The sequence below is a fragment of the Psychrobacter sp. JB193 genome (assembly GCF_002285555.1).
Taxonomy (GTDB): Bacteria; Pseudomonadota; Gammaproteobacteria; order Pseudomonadales; family Moraxellaceae; genus Psychrobacter; species Psychrobacter alimentarius.
The window spans coordinates 396,467-415,617 of the sequence record NZ_NRGY01000001.1 but is presented as its reverse complement, the minus strand read 5'-3'; the positions used below and the strand labels follow the sequence as shown (position 1 = coordinate 415,617).

Annotated in this window: 16 protein-coding genes; 7 read left to right on the top strand and 9 right to left on the bottom strand. The window is 41.6% G+C overall.

Annotated elements, in window-relative coordinates:
* The first annotated feature begins 81 nt into the window (after positions 1-81).
* Positions 82-1,554 carry a serine hydrolase domain-containing protein gene (locus CIK80_RS01675; RefSeq protein ID WP_095568612.1) on the top strand — a complete coding sequence of 491 codons (1,473 nt, stop codon included), beginning with the start codon at positions 82-84 and terminating at the stop codon, positions 1,552-1,554.
* Here CIK80_RS01675 and CIK80_RS01670 read toward each other — a convergent pair.
* The 4 genes from CIK80_RS01670 to CIK80_RS01655 all read right to left on the bottom strand — a co-directional run bounded on the left by CIK80_RS01670 (position 1,555) and on the right by CIK80_RS01655 (position 7,240).
* A protein-coding gene (locus CIK80_RS01670) for an IS3 family transposase (protein ID WP_095568611.1) occupies positions 1,555-2,720 on the bottom strand; the annotation gives its coding sequence in 2 pieces (ribosomal slippage) (positions 1,555-2,462 and positions 2,462-2,720; 1,167 coding nt in all).
* 101 nt (positions 2,721-2,821) lie between these two features.
* Positions 2,822-4,066 carry a cation:proton antiporter gene (locus CIK80_RS01665; protein ID WP_095568610.1) on the bottom strand — a complete coding sequence of 415 codons (1,245 nt, stop codon included), beginning with the start codon at positions 4,064-4,066 and terminating at the stop codon, positions 2,822-2,824.
* Positions 4,067-4,367: 301 nt separating this feature from the next.
* On the bottom strand, positions 4,368-6,254 hold the full coding sequence (gene ilvD, locus CIK80_RS01660; RefSeq protein WP_095568609.1) for a dihydroxy-acid dehydratase: 1,887 nt from the start codon (positions 6,252-6,254) through the stop codon (positions 4,368-4,370).
* Between the two features lie 191 nt (positions 6,255-6,445).
* The gene (locus tag CIK80_RS01655; RefSeq protein WP_179288301.1) at positions 6,446-7,240 is read right to left on the bottom strand and encodes a hypothetical protein; all 795 of its coding nucleotides are present in this window, start codon (positions 7,238-7,240) and stop codon (positions 6,446-6,448) included.
* Between the two features lie 218 nt (positions 7,241-7,458).
* Here CIK80_RS01655 and CIK80_RS01650 point away from each other — a divergent pair, with 218 nt between their 5' ends.
* The 3 genes from CIK80_RS01650 to dusB all read left to right on the top strand — a co-directional run bounded on the left by CIK80_RS01650 (position 7,459) and on the right by dusB (position 11,375).
* Positions 7,459-7,899 (top strand): HIT domain-containing protein, encoded by a 441-nt coding sequence (locus CIK80_RS01650; protein WP_095568607.1) that lies wholly within the window; start codon positions 7,459-7,461, stop codon positions 7,897-7,899.
* Positions 7,900-8,178: 279 nt separating this feature from the next.
* Entirely contained in the window at positions 8,179-10,224 is a 2,046-nt protein-coding gene (locus tag CIK80_RS01645) for a BCCT family transporter (protein ID WP_095568606.1), read from the top strand.
* 119 nt (positions 10,225-10,343) lie between these two features.
* Positions 10,344-11,375, top strand: a complete 1,032-nt coding sequence (gene dusB, locus CIK80_RS01640; RefSeq protein ID WP_095568605.1) for a tRNA dihydrouridine synthase DusB — start codon at positions 10,344-10,346, stop codon at positions 11,373-11,375.
* A gap of 19 nt (positions 11,376-11,394) precedes the next feature.
* Here dusB and CIK80_RS01635 read toward each other — a convergent pair whose 3' ends face one another.
* Positions 11,395-11,793: a DUF1622 domain-containing protein gene (locus CIK80_RS01635; RefSeq protein ID WP_062844315.1), complete on the bottom strand. Its 399-nt coding sequence runs from the start codon at positions 11,791-11,793 to the stop codon at positions 11,395-11,397.
* Positions 11,794-11,978: 185 nt separating this feature from the next.
* On the opposite strand from CIK80_RS01635, the gene CIK80_RS01630 reads away from it, so the two are divergent.
* Together CIK80_RS01630 and CIK80_RS01625 are read left to right on the top strand one after the other, a co-directional pair.
* Positions 11,979-12,866: an SDR family NAD(P)-dependent oxidoreductase gene (locus CIK80_RS01630; protein WP_095568604.1), complete on the top strand. Its 888-nt coding sequence runs from the start codon at positions 11,979-11,981 to the stop codon at positions 12,864-12,866.
* Between the two features lie 306 nt (positions 12,867-13,172).
* Positions 13,173-13,532 (top strand): hypothetical protein, encoded by a 360-nt coding sequence (locus CIK80_RS01625; protein ID WP_095568603.1) that lies wholly within the window; start codon positions 13,173-13,175, stop codon positions 13,530-13,532.
* Between the two features lie 227 nt (positions 13,533-13,759).
* On the opposite strand, the gene CIK80_RS01620 is transcribed toward CIK80_RS01625, so the two are convergent.
* The 4 genes from CIK80_RS01620 to lipB all read right to left on the bottom strand — a co-directional run bounded on the left by CIK80_RS01620 (position 13,760) and on the right by lipB (position 17,081).
* Positions 13,760-14,677, bottom strand: a complete 918-nt coding sequence (locus tag CIK80_RS01620) for a hypothetical protein (protein WP_095568602.1) — start codon at positions 14,675-14,677, stop codon at positions 13,760-13,762.
* A gap of 189 nt (positions 14,678-14,866) precedes the next feature.
* Complete coding sequence (locus CIK80_RS01615; protein WP_095568601.1) at positions 14,867-15,334, bottom strand: hypothetical protein; 468 nt, start codon at positions 15,332-15,334, stop codon at positions 14,867-14,869.
* Positions 15,335-15,495: 161 nt separating this feature from the next.
* Positions 15,496-16,026, bottom strand: coding sequence for an inorganic diphosphatase (locus CIK80_RS01610; protein WP_062844321.1), 531 nt, complete (start codon positions 16,024-16,026; stop codon positions 15,496-15,498).
* A 200-nt stretch (positions 16,027-16,226) separates the two neighbouring features.
* Positions 16,227-17,081 carry a lipoyl(octanoyl) transferase LipB gene (lipB, locus tag CIK80_RS01605; protein ID WP_095568600.1) on the bottom strand — a complete coding sequence of 285 codons (855 nt, stop codon included), beginning with the start codon at positions 17,079-17,081 and terminating at the stop codon, positions 16,227-16,229.
* Positions 17,082-17,525: 444 nt separating this feature from the next.
* On the opposite strand from lipB, the gene CIK80_RS01600 reads away from it, so the two are divergent.
* Entirely contained in the window at positions 17,526-18,956 is a 1,431-nt protein-coding gene (locus tag CIK80_RS01600) for a coniferyl aldehyde dehydrogenase (protein ID WP_095569496.1), read from the top strand.
* Positions 18,957-19,151 lie beyond the last annotated feature (195 nt).

The following is a 19,151-nucleotide window of genomic DNA, read 5'->3' as shown; positions in this document are numbered from 1 at the left end:
GATTTGTGTTTATCATAGGGCCGTTCAATCTCAAATGATAATACATTGTGTTTTATTTTATAAAAATGGAGCAAAGCCACCATGACTGACCACCACAAAGAGAACAATCAGAGCGTGGATCAACAGATTAATTCAGAATTTCAGCAGCGCCTACAACAAATATTAACCGATTTGCAATTAGAAGATGGACCAGCAGGCGGCACTGTGGTGGTCTATCAAGCGGGAAAGTGTATTGGCAAGGCAAGCACAGGTATGGCACGCTCGAATATGCTATGGCAGCCTGATACGTTGGCGATCAATTTTTCTACTGGTAAAGGGGTGCTGGCAACGCTGGTACATGTATTGGTTTCAAAACAATTGCTGAACTATGATGCGTTTATTGCTAGCTACTGGCCAGCATTTGCAGCAAATGGTAAAGAAAACATTACTTTGCGTAGTGTGCTATCGCATCAGGCAAATTTGTTCTCTATTCAAAGCATTGATGCCGATAGCGAAACAATGCTTGACTGGTCTGTTATGTTAGAAAAAGTGGCGGCTATGCCCATCACATCACCCACAAATGCAGCAGCTTATGATAGCGCTTATAGTGCCTTGGTCTACGGCTGGGTATTAGGCGGTGTAACAGAGGCTGTCACCAATATGTCGTTAGCCAAAGCGTTGATACATTACTTAACAGAGCCTTTGGGTATTGCAGACAGCTGCTATTTTGGCGTACCTGATAGCAAAGTAGAGCAGGTAGCAACGCTGGTTCAAGATTTTGATGCGTCAGAGAGTGAGGACGCGTTACTACGTCATAAACGTCACAATCGTAAGCCTGTTTTAAAACCTGATTCTTTAAGTACCTTACGCACTTATGAAAATCTACCCAGTTATTCGTGTTGGCGGCAGCAGGCTGTAGCCAATAAGAAGACCATGGATGATGAGAACACAGTAGACTCTGATGAGCATAATGAGTTGCCAAAACTAGACACAGCGCGTATCACTCGTCTGTACTTTGATACCAGTCAGCTCAATCTAAGAAACTACAAGGCAGCACTCATACCTGCCAGCAAACAACCGATTGACTATCACAAGCGTGAGACATTACAAGCAGTCATTCCAGCTGCCAATGGTGTTGCCTCAGCAGATGCGCTAGCGACTATTTATGCCATGTTAGCAAATGGCGGTGAGTGGCAAGGACAGACGCTTATTGATCATAAAACCTTTCAGCAGCTCTCTACACCGCAAATGACAGGTCCAGATGCCGTTATGCCAGCCTCGATGCAATGGCGCTTGGGCTATCATCGGTTGTTTACCTTGTGCACCCATAATAAAAGCGCTGACGAGGCACTCAAGCCTCAAACATCAGGGTTTGGGCACATGGGTTATAACGGCTCAGTTGCCTGGTGTGACCCCTCACGTCAATTGTCATTCGCTTTTATTCATAACTTCGATACCACCATGCTAAATGATATTCGTCAGTTCGCATTAACAGAAGCTGTGCTACTTTTGATCAATGAGACGCGCTTTGACCCCTGCCGTCAAATCCGTACAACTAAACTTGGGAGATTTTAATTACGCAGCCTGACGATAATAGTCAAACCACACCTGTCTTGGCGTTTTATAGCCCAAGCCCTTTTGAATTCTAGTTTGGTTGTACTCAAGCTCAATATATTTAGTGATATCGTTGATGGCTTCGAATCTTGTTTTATAGTCTTGGTGATACACCAGCTCATTCTTTAATATGCCCCAGAAGCTCTCTATGGGCGCGTTATCAAAGCAGTTGCCTTTACCACTCATCGAGCCTGTAAATTGGTGGCACTTAATGATCTTATGATACTCATTGCTACAATACTGACTGCCTCTGTCAGAATGTAAAATCAACCCTTGGCTAGGTCGCTTGTTTTTGATTGCCATATTAAGTGCACGGCATACCAAATCAGCGGTCATGCGCTTATTGATGACATAGCCGACGAGCTCTTTAGTATATAGGTCTTTAACACCTGCTAAGTATAGCCAACCTTCATTTGTCCAAATATAAGTGATGTCACTGACCCAAGCCTCATTAGGACGATTGGCATTAAATTTCTGTTCTAGACGGTTTGGATAGACCAGCTTGTTGTGATTAGAGTTGGTGGTGACTTTAAAGCGCTTGTGACGACGGCATTTAATGCCGCATTCTTCCTTTATACGTCTAACCATATACTTACTTATGGCATATCCTTGCCCTGTAAGGTAAGCATACAGTCGCTCATAGCCATAGCGCTGCTTAGTCTCATCATGAGCCACTCTGACTAGCAACTCACACTGATTGCGATGGATCTGCTGATTACTGATGCCACGATTTATCCAGTTGTAATAGCTTGATGGCTTAACATCTAATACGTGACACATGCAGGTGATGCTAAATATTTTCTGGTTATCCTTGATAAAGACGTACTTCATCAACTGTGCTTCGCGAAGTACGCCGTCGCCTTTTTTAGAATGTCTCGCTCCTCCTGAGCAACCTTGAGATCACGTTTAAGACGTTTATTCTCTTCTATAATGGCCATGAGTTCAGGATCATATTGCTTAGTGCCGACAAGCTTGCCTTCATTCGCTTTATTCTGCCAGTTAGATAAGGTCTGCATCGCTATACCTAGCTGCTTTGCAGTCGCTGAAACATTGCCATTATTATCTGCTATCTTTTTGACGGCTTCAGCTTTAAAAGCTGCACTGTAGGTTCTGACTTTCTTAGTCATGATAAACTCCTGTGAATACACTTAGTTTACCAAGTTTGGTTCTATAGTTTTTTCAGCATAGCTCACTTAGCCAGTTAACATGAGCTGATAATATTCATTTACTAGGTCTTGTTTGGTACCATTTTAAGTAGTCTGTTGGCACTAAGACCATGCATAAATATCGAAATTAAAATAACAATTGAACAGACCACCCATAGTTTGAGTGCATCTTCCTCGCCGAAAAATCCCTGATTGAGTGCATAAGCCAAATAGTACAGGGTGCCAATACCACGGATACCCAGTGCTGAGATTGCATATTTTTCGGTACGAGGAAGCTTCAACCCTGAAAGAGCAATAAAACCACCAATCGGACGTATGAATAATAAGAAAGCAAAACTGACGATATATACGCGCCACGTTAGCTCAACCCCAGATTGCAATCCTTGACCCAAAAATATCCCAAAAGTGACCAACACCAAAGTCATCAGCAAGCCTTCTGATTGCTCTGCAAAGTCGTGTAGCTTTTCATGATATTCGTGCTTGTGTTCTGAACGTCGGAAAGCAAACGCGGCGATAAACACGGCAATAAAACCATAACTATGCACGAATTCTGCTAATCCGTAAGCGACCAAGGTGAGAGCAATGACGACATAACCTTGTGAGATGGTTGTGTCTTTGGTATGTTTCGAGAATACCATTTTGGCCATAACCTTACCAACGATAATACCAGTCACCAAGCCTGCACCAATTTTCCACAGCACGTCATGAGTGAACCATTCCCAAAGCAGTTCACTGGTAATACTATTACCCTCGCTAAATGCTTCTGCTATCTTTATGGCCAAATACACAAAAGGAAAGGCCAATCCATCATTCAACCCTGCTTCTGAGGTTAGCGCGAAGCGCGGTGTGTCTTCACCACCAGTATTGGGTGGACCCACTTGGATACTAGAAGCCAAAACGGGATCAGTAGGTGCCAGCACTGCGCCGAGTAAGAGGGCAGCTCCTAAAGTAAGACCAAAGGCATAATAGCCCAATACTGCCATCGAAAAGATACCAATCGGCATGGTGATGAGCAAAAGGCGTGTCGTGGGACGCCACAATCGCCAACTTAAAGGGGTGTCAATTTTAATACCAGCGCTGACTAACGAAACAATCACCACAAACTCGGTGAGCTTCTCGATAATCACGCCATTATCAATAGGATCTAAAAAAGTAAGAGTGATCCAGAAATAGCCTACTATCACGCCTAATGTGACTTGTAGCATGGGCAATGAAATAGGGGTCTTTTTAAAAATAATAGGAAACAGGGCGCCGAATAAAAAGGCGACACCGCAGATTAATAAGAATAAGTTATAGTTTTCTATCATAAGGGTTTCATGCACCGATATAGGGTTTTTAAGACTTGCAAACGTACAAAATGAGCAACTGATATTGATTGGCGGTTAGACGTAACGTGGATATATTTAGATAATGGAGGTATCTGCCATAAGAAATAGAAGACCTGCTTATCATGACGATAAATTGACTTCAATGTCGCAAAAAATCGTTATCAAAACGATTGCTGTGTTGTTTTTTGGTGAAAAAAAGCCTGCATAGTGCAGGCTTTACATACTTCTATAAGGATTTTCTAACAATTTATAAGGTAAGACTTATAAATAGCTGTTTGGCTTAACGCTCTACTTGGCTGACATCACGTATTGCGCCAGTATCAGCACTGGTCGTCATGGCAGCATAAGCACGCAGAGCAGGCGTCACATAACGCTCACGACTGACAGGCTTCCATGCATCGCGACCACGAGCCTCCATCACGTCACGACGAGCTGCTATCTCTGCATCACTTACTTGCATATTGATGGTACGATTTGGAATGTCGATATGAATGGTATCGCCTTCTTCAACCAGGCCGATAGCACCGCCCTCAGCAGCCTCTGGACTGGCATGACCAATGGATAAGCCGGATGTACCACCAGAGAAACGACCATCCGTCAGTAGCGCACACTGCTTTCCTAACCCTTTTGATTTGAGATAGGTTGTTGGATAGAGCATCTCTTGCATACCAGGACCGCCTTTTGGTCCCTCAAAACGAATAATAACCACATCACCGGCAACGATTTTGTCGTCTAAAACGGCAGCGACTGCATCGTCTTGGGACTCAAAAATACGTGCACGACCTGTGAACGTTAAGATACTCTCGTCGACGCCAGCAGTTTTGACCACACAGCCACGCTCAGCGATATTGCCATACAGTACCGCAAGACCACCATCTTTTGAGTAAGCGTGTTTTGCGCTACGGATACAGCCGGATTCACGGTTGACATCTAGATTTGACCATTCTTTCGATTGTGAAAACGCTTCAGTGGTTCGTACACCGCCAGGTGCTGCCAGAAAGCGTGCGCGCGCCTCATGATTAGCAGGATTCATGATATCCCATTTATCAATCGCTTCTTTCATGGTATTACTATGGATGGTTGGCACATCCGTTTTTAGTAATCCAGCACGATCAAGCTCGGCCAGTAGTGCAAAGACACCGCCCGCACGGTGCACATCTTCCATATGATATTTTTGCGAAGCAGGGGCAACTTTTGCTAGACAAGGCACGCCGCGGCTTAAACGGTCAATATCAGCCATTTTGAAATCGATTTCGGCTTCATTGGCAGCAGCAAGTAAATGCAATATCGTATTGGTTGAACCACCCATGGCGATGTCCAAACTCATGGCATTTTCAAAAGCCGCTTTGGTTGCAATAGAGCGGGGCAATACAGAGTCATCATCTTGCTCATAGCGACGTTTGGCTAGTGAGACAATGGTACGACCCGCTTCTAAAAACAGCTCGCGGCGCAGCGAATGGGTGGCAAGTAGTGAGCCGTTGCCTGGTAAGGCCAGTCCTAATGCTTCAGTCAAACAGTTCATTGAGTTGGCCGTGAACATACCAGAGCATGAACCACAAGTTGGACAGGCTGAAGCCTCAATAGCGGCCACATCTTCATCACTAATGCTGTCATCAGCCGCGTCCATCATTGCATCGACAAGGTCAAGTTTACGGATGGCACTACTGTCATCGCCATCGGTGTTGTGACTCTTACCAACGGTGCTGGCTAAAATCTTGCCCGCTTCCATCGGTCCGCCTGAAATAAATACCACTGGAATATTAAGACGCATCGCCGCCATCAGCATGCCGGGGGTGATTTTATCGCAGTTTGAGATACAAACAAGCGCATCGGCACAGTGTGCATTGACCATATATTCTACTGAATCAGCAATCAAGTCACGACTTGGCAATGAATACAACATGCCACTATGACCCATCGCAATACCATCATCGACAGCAATAGTATTAAACTCTTTTGCCACACCGCCGGCTTTCTCAATCTCACGTGCGACCATTTGACCAAGGTCTTTTAGATGTACGTGACCTGGTACAAACTGGGTGAATGAGTTGGCAATGGCAATAATTGGTTTGCCAAAGTCGCCATCAGTCATACCAGTTGCACGCCATAGTGCACGAGCACCTGCCATATTACGACCACCAGTAGAGGTTTTTGAGCGATAATCCATGTGAAATTCCTTACAAATAGGCGAGGTTTGTTAAAAGTGCTTCCTCAAGTGTGATGAGGATAGTTTGCTTTTTATAGAGAGTGAGGACTAGTGAATAATACTAAGTCAATACCATACCATTAGCTATGAATAAATAAAAATAGCTCAGTTATGGTAATGGTTTGAATGTAATCAAAAATACGTTAAAGATACTATTCAAGGCGCGCTAAAATAGCCTTATCAAACCAAGGCAGATCTGCTTTGTCCGCTTCTAGCTTCGCAATCGCTGCCAATGCATGAGCAGGTAAAAGCTGTTGATAATCACTTCTAGCATTAATGGTCAATAGCGATTCAGGCTGAGACTGTTGTTCATCGATACTCACTAACGTCTGTTTGTCATTTTTATAAAGAACATCAACACGACCAAAAAACTGCCAGTCTTTAAAAGCAGCAACAACGGCTTCTGCTTCGTTTTTAGTATATACCTGCTGGGTCTCTTTACCTGTATTGGTCCAATGCAAACGTACAGCTAATTGCAATGCCTCACTAAACACGACCAATGAGCCGATGATTTTTACATGCCAAGGATCAGATAAGGCATCTTTATTGATACCAATCAGTGTGGCGGCTTCATGAGTCGTCATAGGCGTATTAAACTGGGCAAGTAATGCAGGCGTTAGTGGATAGGCTGCCTTGATACTCTCATCTAAGCTATCGTAATGATACAAAAAGGGTAGCGGTAGATCTTGTGTGATTGTCTTTTTGGTGATCTTACAATTGTGTATTTGCCAGCTGATGGTTTTGTCAGTCAAGGCTTCTGCTAAGATGATAGCGTTAGGCTCAATAGTCTGTACACCGTTTTCGTTCTCAGTGCTACCATGTACAGAATCGGTATGTACAAAATTCGTCGGTACAACGTTTTTTGACAAAGATTTGGGCGCCAAATTATCAGCGTTTGTAGGAGTCTCATTCATATTTGATTGAGTGGGCAAAGTAGACGAATCCATAAGCATTGTGTTCTTAAAGTAGGGTAGTAATATAACATTTAAAGCACCTAGCTCGCTAATAAATTAGCGAACAACAGTGAGAATAGACTTTATCGCTTCTTTGAAGCACACTATCATATCTTGTACTGACATAACGTTTAGTCCACTATATTCAAGACCGTCCAATGACTCGAAAAGCCTACTGAATTATTTAAAATCAAACTAATAAAGGAATAAATATGAGCCAAAATAATAAGCAAGTGACTTACGATGACAATAACATTTTCGCAAAAATGCTTAGTGGGGATATTCCCTATCATAAAGTCTATGAAGATGATAAAACGCTTGCCTTTATGGATATCATGCCCCAAGCAGAAGGTCATGTACTGGTCATACCCAAGCAAAAAGCCATTGATTTAGCAGATCTTGAGCCAGAATATGCTGCCGCCGTCTTGATGACTTGCAAAAAAGTAATGCAAGCACAGCGCCAAGTATTTGAGCGTGAAGGCATCATTCAGATGCAGCTAAATGGCGCGCAAGCAGGGCAAACCGTTTTTCATTACCATGTGCATCTCATACCATCCAGTATTCATGAGTTAGGCCGCCATGCTGTAACACAAGTAGAGAATAATCAACTGGCTGACATAGCTAAAAAGCTTGCTACGGCTATCGAAAGTTAATTTTATTTGAATATGTTATTAGCTTAATAACTGATTTTTCTTATAATGAATCAAAAGGCAGCTGAATAGCTGTCTTTTTTATTGTTTGGTAATTATGATGTAATATTCCTTAAAGTATTGTTACAAAAGCAATGATAATCTGGGGTTTTGGGACATATTGTGATAAAAACTGTGCCATCTATATAAACTTTACTCCATATTTAACATTACTTATTTAGTGCTCACTTGAAGAAGGAGTTGCTACTTTTATTATTCATTTTTTGAGGGAATCATTTTTTCATGAATAAATTACCTCGCTCCACTATTTTGCTGCCGGTCTTCGTACCCGCAGCTGCCATTATGCTATTGTTAGTGATTGGCACCGCTATTAATCCAGAAGCTGCTGGCGAATTATTTAGTACAGTACTGGCGTTTACCACCGAAACTTTTGGTTGGTTTTACATGTTGGCAGTCGCCATATTTTTGATGTTTATTGTTGCTTTGGCATTTTCGCCTTATGGAAGTATTAAGCTTGGTCCTGACCATGCAGAAGCCGAGTATAAGTTTCTTGAATGGTTTGCTATGTTGTTTTCTGCAGGATACGGCATTGCCTTACTGTTTTACGGAGTAGCAGAGCCTGTATTACATTTTGCCAGTCCACCAATGTCTACACCGCAAACCATTGAAGCTGCGAAAGAGGCCATGCAAATTGCCTATTTCCACTGGGGCTTTCATATTTGGGCGATTTATGGCGTCGTAGGTTTGTCACTGGCATATTTCTCTTTTCGTCATGGACTACCGTTATCCGTACGTTCAACCCTATATCCACTTATTGGTGATAAAATTCATGGCCCTATCGGTCACACGGTAGATGTGTTTGCAATTTTGGGTACGATGTTTGGTATCGCTACCAGTCTAGGGCTGTCAGTAGCACAAATTAACGCGGGTCTGAATTACCTACTACCAGATCTAGTGCCAGTGAGTACGACGGTGCAGGTCATCATTATTGCAGGTGTGACAGCAGCTGCTTTAGTATCTGTGTTAGCAGGTATGGATAAGGGCGTAAAGCGGTTGTCCATCTTAAACATGCTTTTAGCAACGGCATTGATGATATTCGTATTTATCGTTGGTCCATCGATATTTATTCTAAATGCTTTCATGGAAAATACGGGAAGCTATTTGGGTAATATCGTTGAGCGTACCTTTAGCTTGCAAGCTTATCAATCAAGCGATTGGATCGGTAGTTGGACACTGTTTATCTTTGCATGGACAATTGCATGGGCACCCTTCGTCGGTCTATTTATAGCCAAAATTAGCCGTGGCCGTACTATTCGTGAGTTTGTGCTTGGTGTAATGCTGGTACCAACGTTCTTTACATTTTTCTGGTTTGCCGTCTTTGGTGATACTGCTCTACATATGATCATGGTCGATGGCTATACGTCATTAATTGATGAAGTGCAAAATAACCAAGCAATCGCTTTGTTCAAATTATTAGAGAATCTACCATTTACGCAGATCGTTTCTTCGTTGACGGTTCTTTTGATTATTACCTTCTTTGTAACGTCATCGGATTCAGGATCATTGGTCATTGATTCGCTGGCGGCAGGTGGACGTAGTGACACACCATGGTGGCAACGTTCGTTTTGGGTTCTAACTGAAGGTGCAGTTGCTGCGGTTCTATTGATAGCGGGCGGTTTAAGCGCCTTACAAACAGCAGCGATTGTCAGCGCGCTACCGTTTGCCATTATTATACTGATCTCAACATTTGGTATGTGGCAAGCGCTACGGATTGAAGGACATCGCAATCAAAGTTTGGCCAATGACAATCATTTGCCGCCTCATTTGCTTAAACTCGACGCATGGCGTGATCGTATTGACTACATGACCAATCAGCCAACACGTGAGAAGGTGCTGAATTATATCAAAGGCACAGTTTTGACATCGATGAATGAAGTGGCAGAGAAATTTGCAGAAACAGGTTGGCTACCTGATGTCAATTATGATGAAATCAATAATCGTGCTGTGCTGGAGTTAAGACGTGGTGATAATGTCGAATTCTGGTATGAGGTTCGTTTGTCTGAGTATGATGTGCCCAATTATTATATAGATGATAAGGCAGATGGTGTGCCGCAAGAGCATCATTATCGTGCTGAGGTGTATCTGCGCCGAGGCGGTCAAACTTATGATTTGTATGGTTATCAATCGGAATCTATCATCAATGACATCATTGATCAGTTCGAAAAATATCTCCACTTCTTAAACATGGCACCTGACAGCCTGCCGTGGCGTATGCAAGAACATGATGAAGATATAACGTTAGAACAGGGTAGTGTGTTTGATAAATAAAGACTTATTGTTAAAAATTTAGTGTCTATCAATGCAAGTTATTCACGTGAATAGCTTGCATTATATGTACGATTCCTTAGAATAACGGCTTGTCCCTCTCGTGATACAAGCCGTTTTTTATGTCTAATAACTCTTCTGTTGTATCTCCGTCTTCATCTGCTACTGACCATCCATTATTACAGCCATTAAATATCGGTGGTTTGACGATTGAAAATCGTCTGATGGTTGCACCCATGGCAGGCGTCACAGACAATCCGTTTCGCCGATTGTGTAAATCATTTGGTGCAGGCCATGCAGTCAGCGAAATGATCATTGCTGATACGGCGCTTTATGCACGCAAAAAATCTTTATATCGAGCCAATTTTGATAATGAGATAGCCCCTATTTCTGCACAGATAGCAGGCGCCGAGCCAGATAAACTGGCTGAAGCCGCTCGTTACCAGATTGATAATGGTGCGCAAATTATCGATATCAATATGGGCTGTCCTGCCAAAAAAGTCTGTCGTAGGCTGGCAGGCTCGGCGCTCCTTCAAGACGAAGATTTGGTTGCACGTTTGTTAGATGCGGCAGTGAATGCAGTCGATGCTCCCGTGACATTAAAGACACGATTGGGTTTTGAGAATGGACGTGAAAATATTTTACGAGTGGCTAAACGGGCAGAGCAAGCGGGAATTGCAGCGATTGCTATCCATGGGCGTACGCGTGAAGACATGTATACGGGTGAAGCGCGTTATGAGCTGATTCGTGACGTTAAAGAAAGCATCGGCATTCCTGTGATTGCCAATGGAGACATTGATAGTGCGCAAAAAGCGCAGCGAGTCTATGAGTTGACAGGTTGTGATGCTGTGATGATTGGACGTGCAGCACAAGGGCAGCCGTGGTTATTTCGGGATATCGGACATTTTTTGCAGACAGGTGAAAATTTGGAAGCACCTAGTGTGAGCGACATCAAAGAAATTGTGCTGGGGCATTTACAAGAGCTGTATGATTTTTATGGCGAATACTCGGGTTGCCGGATAGCACGTAAGCATATCGCTTGGTACACAACCGGTATTCCAAACTCCAATGCCTTTAGACAGGCAATGTATGGTGAAGAGAGTACCGCTGGCCAGTTTCAGGTGGTTGAAGCTTTTTTACACGCGCATGAGTAATCAACCGTTGGTGAAAAGATTAAGGGCTGTCATGTTTGATTGCATGACTTGCCTCTGAGTTGCTTTCGGGTACAGTTTTTTCCTTTTGCCACGGAAAACGACCTTCGAGCTCGACTTGTAAAGACAGACTCAAAAACGTTCGAATGAGTACGATAAACCCTAATACAAGAATACTGCGCAAAGTGGGTTCTGTGACAACAGTGGCCATAATGTCAGCAGCAATCAGTACCTCTAATCCTAGCAGAATTGACTTACCAACCGTTTGCCTAACTTCGATATAAGTATCATGATTAAATCCATGAGTTGAAAAAATACCTCGATAAAAAGCCAGAAATAGACCAAAAAACATAATTAAGACACCAATAACCTCGACGATTTTGGCCACCAAATCAATATAGTAGGTAAGGTCTTCAAGCAAGGCAGATACTCCTCATCAATAGTGAACAAAAACCAAATACGCAAAAAACGCTCATATAGCTTTATGCGCGTTTAAAATAGTCAAATTAACTGGCTGAGCTGGTTGTTTTATTCACTTTATCATATACTTTTTTGCTATGCTGTAATTGAACATACATAGGCACAGGACAACAAAAAGGACTTTTTATGGCTAATCCCTCTAAGAAAAAAATTACCAAAACCGTTAAAGGTAAAAGTATTATTATTACAGGTGCCTCAAGCGGTATCGGTGAGCGTACTGCCTTTTTGCTTAGTGAATGCGGTGCTCATGTGATTTTGCTGGCTCGAACTGAAGATAAGCTAAAAACGGTTAAAGAAAATATCGAAACACTTGGTGGCAAGGCCAGCTATTATCCATGCGATCTCACTGACATGGATGATATTGAGAGAACCAGTAAAAAGATTCTTGAAGATTTTAAGCATGTTGATGTATTGGTGAACAACGCTGGACGCTCTATCCGTCGCTCAGTACATGAGTCTGTCAATCGTTTTCATGATTTTGAGCGCACCATGGATATTAATTATTTTGGTGCTGTCAAAATTATTCTTGGTTTTTTGCCCACTATGATTGGTCGCCAAACGGGTCAAATTGTCAACATTTCATCCATTGGTGTACTGGCAAACAGCCCTCGTTTTGCAGCATACGTTGCATCGAAGTCAGCACTAGATGCATTTAGTCGCTGTTTGGCGGCCGAAGTCAAAGGCGATAACATTAAAGTGACCAATATTTTTATGCCATTGGTACGTACGCCAATGATTGCACCAACCAAATTGTATCGTTATATGCCAGCGTTGATGCCTGATGAAGCGGCAATGATGGTCGCAAAAGCCATTGTGCATAAGCCCAACAGTATTGCTAGTAATATGGGTAAGTTTGCTTCAGCCAGCTATTCTTTGATGCCAGCATTTAACGTCGGTGTGCAGTCAATCGGCTATCGTATCTTTCCAAGCTCGACAGCGGCGCAGACAACTGACAGTAAGCCCAACTTGGCGCAGCGCGCTTTTGCTAGAATCCTTCCAGGTGAGCATCACTAAAATAGGATTGCTACTAGCCGTTAGATAATAAAAAAAGGATACGACGGTATCCTTTTTTAATTCCTTACCTATTTATATTAATGCTCGTATAGTATGAATGGGTAGGGCTTTGGTAGCATTTTTCTCTTAGTGGCTTATCTTGATCAAAATCTATCCAAAACCTATTTAATATAACGTCCGTTATGGGAACATATTCCGTTTGCCATACAGGTAGCGAAGCATTGGCTACATAATTAGCATTCTTTAGTCTATCATCCTAAATTGTACGAAATTAATTGACCACAGACTTTGACCATAGGAAAGAAAATGTCGTTCTTTTATCCTAAAGATGTAGATTTTATGGAGATGTTTGGATGCGAGAGTCATATAGATAATGATGGTTTGCTAGAGTCCACATTCATTGATACACAAAATAAAAAAATGGTTTTTTCTATCAGTGATATGCAGAACTCAATATCTGCTTATGTATATCAAGATGAAGCAGTAATATTTAAGATATATGAAGAAGGAGCGATGAGGGTCATGATATATGAAAATCAGATCATTATAGAATATCTGAATTATCAGGATTTATACGCTAAAAGACTGACTATTATTGATGTGTATCCAATATTTAAAATTGACCACTGTACTCTGATAGACAAGGATATGAGCCAACTAAACTAAATGCCTTACAGGTATTTTTATATTAAGATATATCTACACCGAACCAATCAGTCCTTCACTGGTTCGATACCCTAGTGAGGACTTGAATCTTCGGCTGTGGGCTAATGGTATCAAAGTTTTAACTCGCTGAAATAGTCACAGTGTACTTCATGGTGTACTTGTCATATATATTATGTTCGTGATCGGTGCGCTATACAGACATCGAACTAGAGCTTAGGAATAAACAATTAGTAATTTAGTATAATAATATCAATATGAGACATATGCTCTTTGAGTTGATTTATTTGTATGGTTGAAGTTATCTTATTCAGACGAATCTCTTTTAATTTTCCAAATGCTTGTGTGTTTTTAAAAAAATCTAAATCCTTTAAACCATTCAGTCCATTAATAGACATACTTTCAACGTGTTCAAAGCTGTTATTTTTTATCCATATATCAAATAGATCCTCTATAAGATTTTTATCTATATCGAGCCGTATAGACTTACTAAATACAAAGCTCTTATAGCTATTTAATACTCTATACACGTCAGGCACAGATATAGGGCTGTTCATATAAGACTTTGTGATTAAAGCATTACCACTGACTTCAAAATAGCCAACTGTGGCTAACGGTTTGGTGTATCTTATACCAACCTTTTCGTCATTATTTTTTTCGACAAGAGAGCAGTGATAAGTAAAGTTTATTTCATTCGAATGTTCGTTATAAGAGTACATTACTCCATCATTGAGATAATTTAATAAGAATTCTTTTGGTTCATACGAAAGAGTATTCCAGTCTATTCGATTTTCAGATATACCGTCTTCGTGAGTATATAACTCTAAGTCGCACCTACCTTCTACAAAGGTAGAAGACATACCTTGATATAGCTTATTCTTATAGAGTTGTGGTATTCCACGAGAACCGTATATGTCATCAATCTCATTACAGAACTCTGTAGAATCTATTTGGATAGGTGAAGATAGCCCCCTCTGACAAGGTGAAACATAAGGTTTGATAATCTCACCATTTTTAACTTCATAAGCTTCAATTTGATAATCTGGTTTATCAAAAAAGATGATGCCAGTGTATAGCTGTCCGTTCTCATACCATTTATCGTTACTTTTATTTAACAATGTGGATTTCAATCGTTGCATATTACTCATGTTAATATTCTCTGAAAGATGAATAATTGATCGTGCCGGTAGAAGAGATAATGAATAGAGATAGTTATGTAAAGGTATACCCCAAGGGTACCTTCAAAACATGCCTCTTAATCAATTAACAGACTACTTAAAGTAGACCGCTATATTGGAACTACTTAAAACAGATTGGTAGAAACTAACAGACGCCACTTACCCAAACACCCGCCATAATATCCAAAACATACCCAGCATAATCACCGCAATGACCAGTACTCTTTTTAGCCAATAAGGTATCAGTGGTTTTTTATAGCCCAAATCTTTGAGCCGAGTGTCAACGCCTGTTTGCAATGATTGAAAGTCTTGGTGTGACTTGGTGGTTTTGACACGATTTTTTACTAATGGGTCTTCATCCTCATCAGGTTCTTGTTCTCTATCAAAGCTAATAGCGTGATTAGAGATGCCTTGTTTGTTGGCAATGGTATTGAGTTTTTGCTGCTGCTGTACTTTTAGCTGGGTTTCGTAGGCATCAATTCGTACCTTGGCCTCATCCATACTGATGTTTTCATCGGCTGCCAATGTCTTAATGGCCATGACTAGGTTATTTTTTTCGATCATCATGATAACCGCTTTTGGCAGTTTTTTACTGGCTGATTTGGAGCTGGGATCAGGATTGAACATGATTTTCCTTATAGCAGCGTGCAATAGGGGTAAAGAGAATGTTTTATTATAACCATTTTATATCAGTCATGTTCAAGCAAAAAAATACCGCAGTCACGATAATGACTGCGGTATTTGAATCGTATTTATCTGTACAAGCATAAATATCAGTCTTGGATAGATTATAGATCTTTCCAGCGCTGGATAGATTCTTTAATCACTTCTTTGGCTTCTTCTACGTCGCCCCAAGATTCAACCACAGTGGTACCTGCTTTTTTCAGGTCTTTATAGTGGCTGAAATGGAACTCTAATTGGTTGATCAGTTGTTTTGGCAGATCAGCTAAGCTGTTATACGCATTACCAGTATCACGGTCGTCGGCTGGTACCACAACGATTTTGTCATCCACTTCGCCATCATCAACGAACTTCATCACACCAATGACTTTGGCTTTTAGGAAGATACCAGTCGGTAGAGGTTGTTCAGTCAAAATCAACGCATCAAGCTCATCGCCATCTTCGTCAAGCGTTTGTGGAATAAAACCATAGTTACAAGGCTTAGCAAAAATCTGTGGGTCAATACGATCAAGCTCAAATACCGCCAATTCACGATTCCACTCAATTTTATGGCTGCTACCAGTTGGGATTTCTACTACTACATTGATGATGCCGCCATCTACGTCGCCTGCATCTAGAATTTTATTAAAATCTGCCATGAAGTACTCCAATTTTCTTTTGTTTTAAGTGTTTGAATAATGAAAAGGGTTTATCAGCGAACGCGATAATACTATCTACATAATATGGTCGCTGCCCCTTATTTTTGTTCCGCTTGCGATTATAACAAGTTTGTTTCAAGTTTTCTCATAATGCTTAAGTCTAAGCGTGCAAGATATTATGCAAAAATGGACTCAAAGAGTTATTTTGGTGCAATTGCCCGTAATTCAATTAGACCAGCATGACGCTTAGCAATATTATCAATGAGCTTTTGTGTGACTTGATCGTAGCTCAATGAAGAGCGATTTTGCTCATTATTTTGGCTGTTACATGCATGTCCCTGAGCATCGCGATGCATGGACACAAAGTCCGATAGACGCAACATTTGCATGCCCGCGTATCCGCAAGGATTGATCGCATTGAATGCCGACAAATCACAATCTAAATTGATTGCAATACCATGATAACTAAAGCCATGTTTAATTTTAAAGCCTAATGACGCCATTTTTCCCAACATAATCTTATCATCGAGAGAGGGAGTCATAGACGCATCACTGTTCGCCTGATTGGATGTATCAGCATATAAGTAAACGCCAGGCGCATCACGGCGAGAATGCGCACTGATATGAGTATTATTATCATTGATACTGTTCGAAGATGACGACGCCAAACATTCATTGATGACGTCTTCGATGGCTTGTTCAGCGTGAGAAACCAGATTACGCACACTCCAGTTCAAACTGTCCAAATCAAACAACCAGTAAATAACCAGTTGCCCATGACCATGCCAAGTGACCTGTCCACCGCGATCGGTTTTGATAATTGGTGTATCAGTGCGCTGCAAGATATGCTCTTCTTTACCTGCTTGTCCAAGCGTATACACATCATTATGGTCTACAATCCATAATTCATCAGGCGTACGCGTCCCTTGCTGTTTTTTTAAATCGATACGCGCGAGGGTACGTGATAGCATGGCATCGAGCGTCGGCACATAGTCAGCTGCTAAGATGGATTTACTGATCAGTGTGTCATTGAGTTGCTGTATTGGGTTTTGCATGAGAATGAAGGTCTTATTATTGTCAGATTTAGAAGTATGAATTACCGATATTTAGTGTAGCAGTTTTAAAGAGCAACGCCCAAAAATATCTCTTATCAGGTTATTTTTGATACTGTAAATGCGTATAGAACAATTGGAACAAAAGAGTGTAGTATCATTGGCTTATATACTGAGTGAATACTTGTTTGTCACAAACGCAGCAGTCAGTTTAATGTGCTGTTCATTGAGTATTCGATGCGCTACATTGAAGTATAATGAATGGGATCTCGGTAATGTTGATAGGTTCAGAGGTTATCACTGATAGGGTATTTTAACTTGGATAGTCCCTATAAATAGGGCGTCTCTTACCCAATATAGCTTATCAATGCCAATATATAACAAGGAAGATAAATGATTAGTACCGACCACACCAGCCATGATCAGACGTCGACCAATACTGATCTGATGCAGCACCACGTACCTGAAGTGCCGAGCATCGCCAAAACAATTGATGAGATGCACGCGCAATTTTCTCACTTAAAAACATTGAGTCGTACGCAGCCGATCAACGATTGGGTCACTCGTGAGACGCAACTCGACAATTTAGAAATCATGCTGAGCGACAATCAAGCAAGTTTTGCTAAAGCGATCAGCGCCGATTTTGGCTATCGTAGTGAATCAGAAACCCAGTTTGCCGAGTTATTTCCGAGCTTTACTGGTATCAGCCATGCCAAAAAACATGGCAAAAAATGGATGAAAGCACAACGTGCGCCTATTTCAGCGTTATATAGACCTGCTCATAATGAGATTCAGCCACAGCCATTGGGCGTGGTCGGTATCATGGTGCCGTGGAATTATCCACTATTTTTGGCAATAGGACCCATGATTGATGCGCTCACCGCAGGCAATCGCATCATGATTAAAATGAGTGAAGCTGCGCCGCAATTTGCTCAGACATTTGCGGATACGATTGCGCGTTATTTTTCATCAGACATGATTTGTGTGGTGCTGGGTGAGGTTGATATCGCTGCGGCGTTTAGTGAGCTGCCTTTTGACCATCTGCTTTATACAGGCTCTACAGCGGTTGGCAAAAAAGTGATGGCAGCAGCAGCGCCCAATCTAACGCCAGTGACCCTTGAGCTTGGTGGTAAGTCACCTGTAATTGTCTTTGAGGATGCCAATTTGGAGGCGGTCGTCAATCGTGTGATGATGGGCAAAACCTTAAATGCTGGTCAAACCTGTATTGCACCAGATTATGTGTTGGTCCCGCGTCAGTATCACGAAACGTTTATCAGCTTAGCAAAAGAATGGATGGCGAAGCACTATCCCAACATAGAACATAACCCAGATTATTCTCGTATCATCAATGGTGCTCAGTTTAAGCGAGTCAAAGGCTATTTAGATGCGTTACCAAGTACTGAGATACATCCGCTGACGTCGGTTGAGGCAAATATTGAAACGCGCCTGATGCCGCCCATCATTGTGAGCGAGCCTTCGTCTGATAGCGATATGATGCAAGAAGAGATTTTTGCACCGATTTTGCCGCTCGTTCATTACGAAACGCTAGATGATGCCATTCAATTTGTCAATTCACGCCCACGACCTTTGGCCCTATATGTCTTTGGTGATAACCAAAATGGTATAGAAAAAGTACGCAATAAGACGGTGTCTGGTGGTCTATGTATTAATGAGGTGATTATGCATGTGGCTCAGCATGACTTGCCGTTTGGCGGGGTTGGAGATTCTGGTACGGGTTCTTATCATGGCAAAGCTGGGTTTGAGCGTTTAAGCCATATGAAGCCTATTTTTGTACAAACCAAGCTTAATGGTTTGAACCTGTTGTTGCCTCCTTATGGTGGTTTATTCAAAAAAGCTATGGCGCTATTTTTAAAATAACTATTTTTAAAGTCACTGCTTCTCAAGCAACTATCAAAATGATGATAGTAAAATAGCCGTATCAAATCCATGGATCCATACACAATAGCATCTACGCAAGTCGGTGCTATTTTTTTTGCCAAAAATTCTATATTTACGAGCCAGGACAGTTGATAGTGAGTGTTCTATAAGTGTTACAGATCAAAATATGACCTT

Coding starts and splice junctions, on each gene's coding strand:
- CIK80_RS01665 (WP_095568610.1), bottom strand. CDS start 4,066: ATGATAGAAAACTATAACTTATTCTTATTAATCTGCGGTGTCGCCTTT.
- CIK80_RS01650 (WP_095568607.1), top strand. CDS start 7,459: ATGAGCCAAAATAATAAGCAAGTGACTTACGATGACAATAACATTTTC.
- CIK80_RS01675 (WP_095568612.1), top strand. CDS start 82: ATGACTGACCACCACAAAGAGAACAATCAGAGCGTGGATCAACAGATT.
- dusB (WP_095568605.1), top strand. CDS start 10,344: ATGTCTAATAACTCTTCTGTTGTATCTCCGTCTTCATCTGCTACTGAC.
- CIK80_RS01615 (WP_095568601.1), bottom strand. CDS start 15,334: ATGTTCAATCCTGATCCCAGCTCCAAATCAGCCAGTAAAAAACTGCCA.
- CIK80_RS01610 (WP_062844321.1), bottom strand. CDS start 16,026: ATGGCAGATTTTAATAAAATTCTAGATGCAGGCGACGTAGATGGCGGC.
- lipB (WP_095568600.1), bottom strand. CDS start 17,081: ATGCAAAACCCAATACAGCAACTCAATGACACACTGATCAGTAAATCC.
- CIK80_RS01630 (WP_095568604.1), top strand. CDS start 11,979: ATGGCTAATCCCTCTAAGAAAAAAATTACCAAAACCGTTAAAGGTAAA.
- ilvD (WP_095568609.1), bottom strand. CDS start 6,254: ATGGATTATCGCTCAAAAACCTCTACTGGTGGTCGTAATATGGCAGGT.
- CIK80_RS01655 (WP_179288301.1), bottom strand. CDS start 7,240: ATGGATTCGTCTACTTTGCCCACTCAATCAAATATGAATGAGACTCCT.
- CIK80_RS01600 (WP_095569496.1), top strand. CDS start 17,526: ATGCAGCACCACGTACCTGAAGTGCCGAGCATCGCCAAAACAATTGAT.
- CIK80_RS01625 (WP_095568603.1), top strand. CDS start 13,173: ATGTCGTTCTTTTATCCTAAAGATGTAGATTTTATGGAGATGTTTGGA.
- CIK80_RS01620 (WP_095568602.1), bottom strand. CDS start 14,677: ATGAGTAATATGCAACGATTGAAATCCACATTGTTAAATAAAAGTAAC.
- CIK80_RS01645 (WP_095568606.1), top strand. CDS start 8,179: ATGAATAAATTACCTCGCTCCACTATTTTGCTGCCGGTCTTCGTACCC.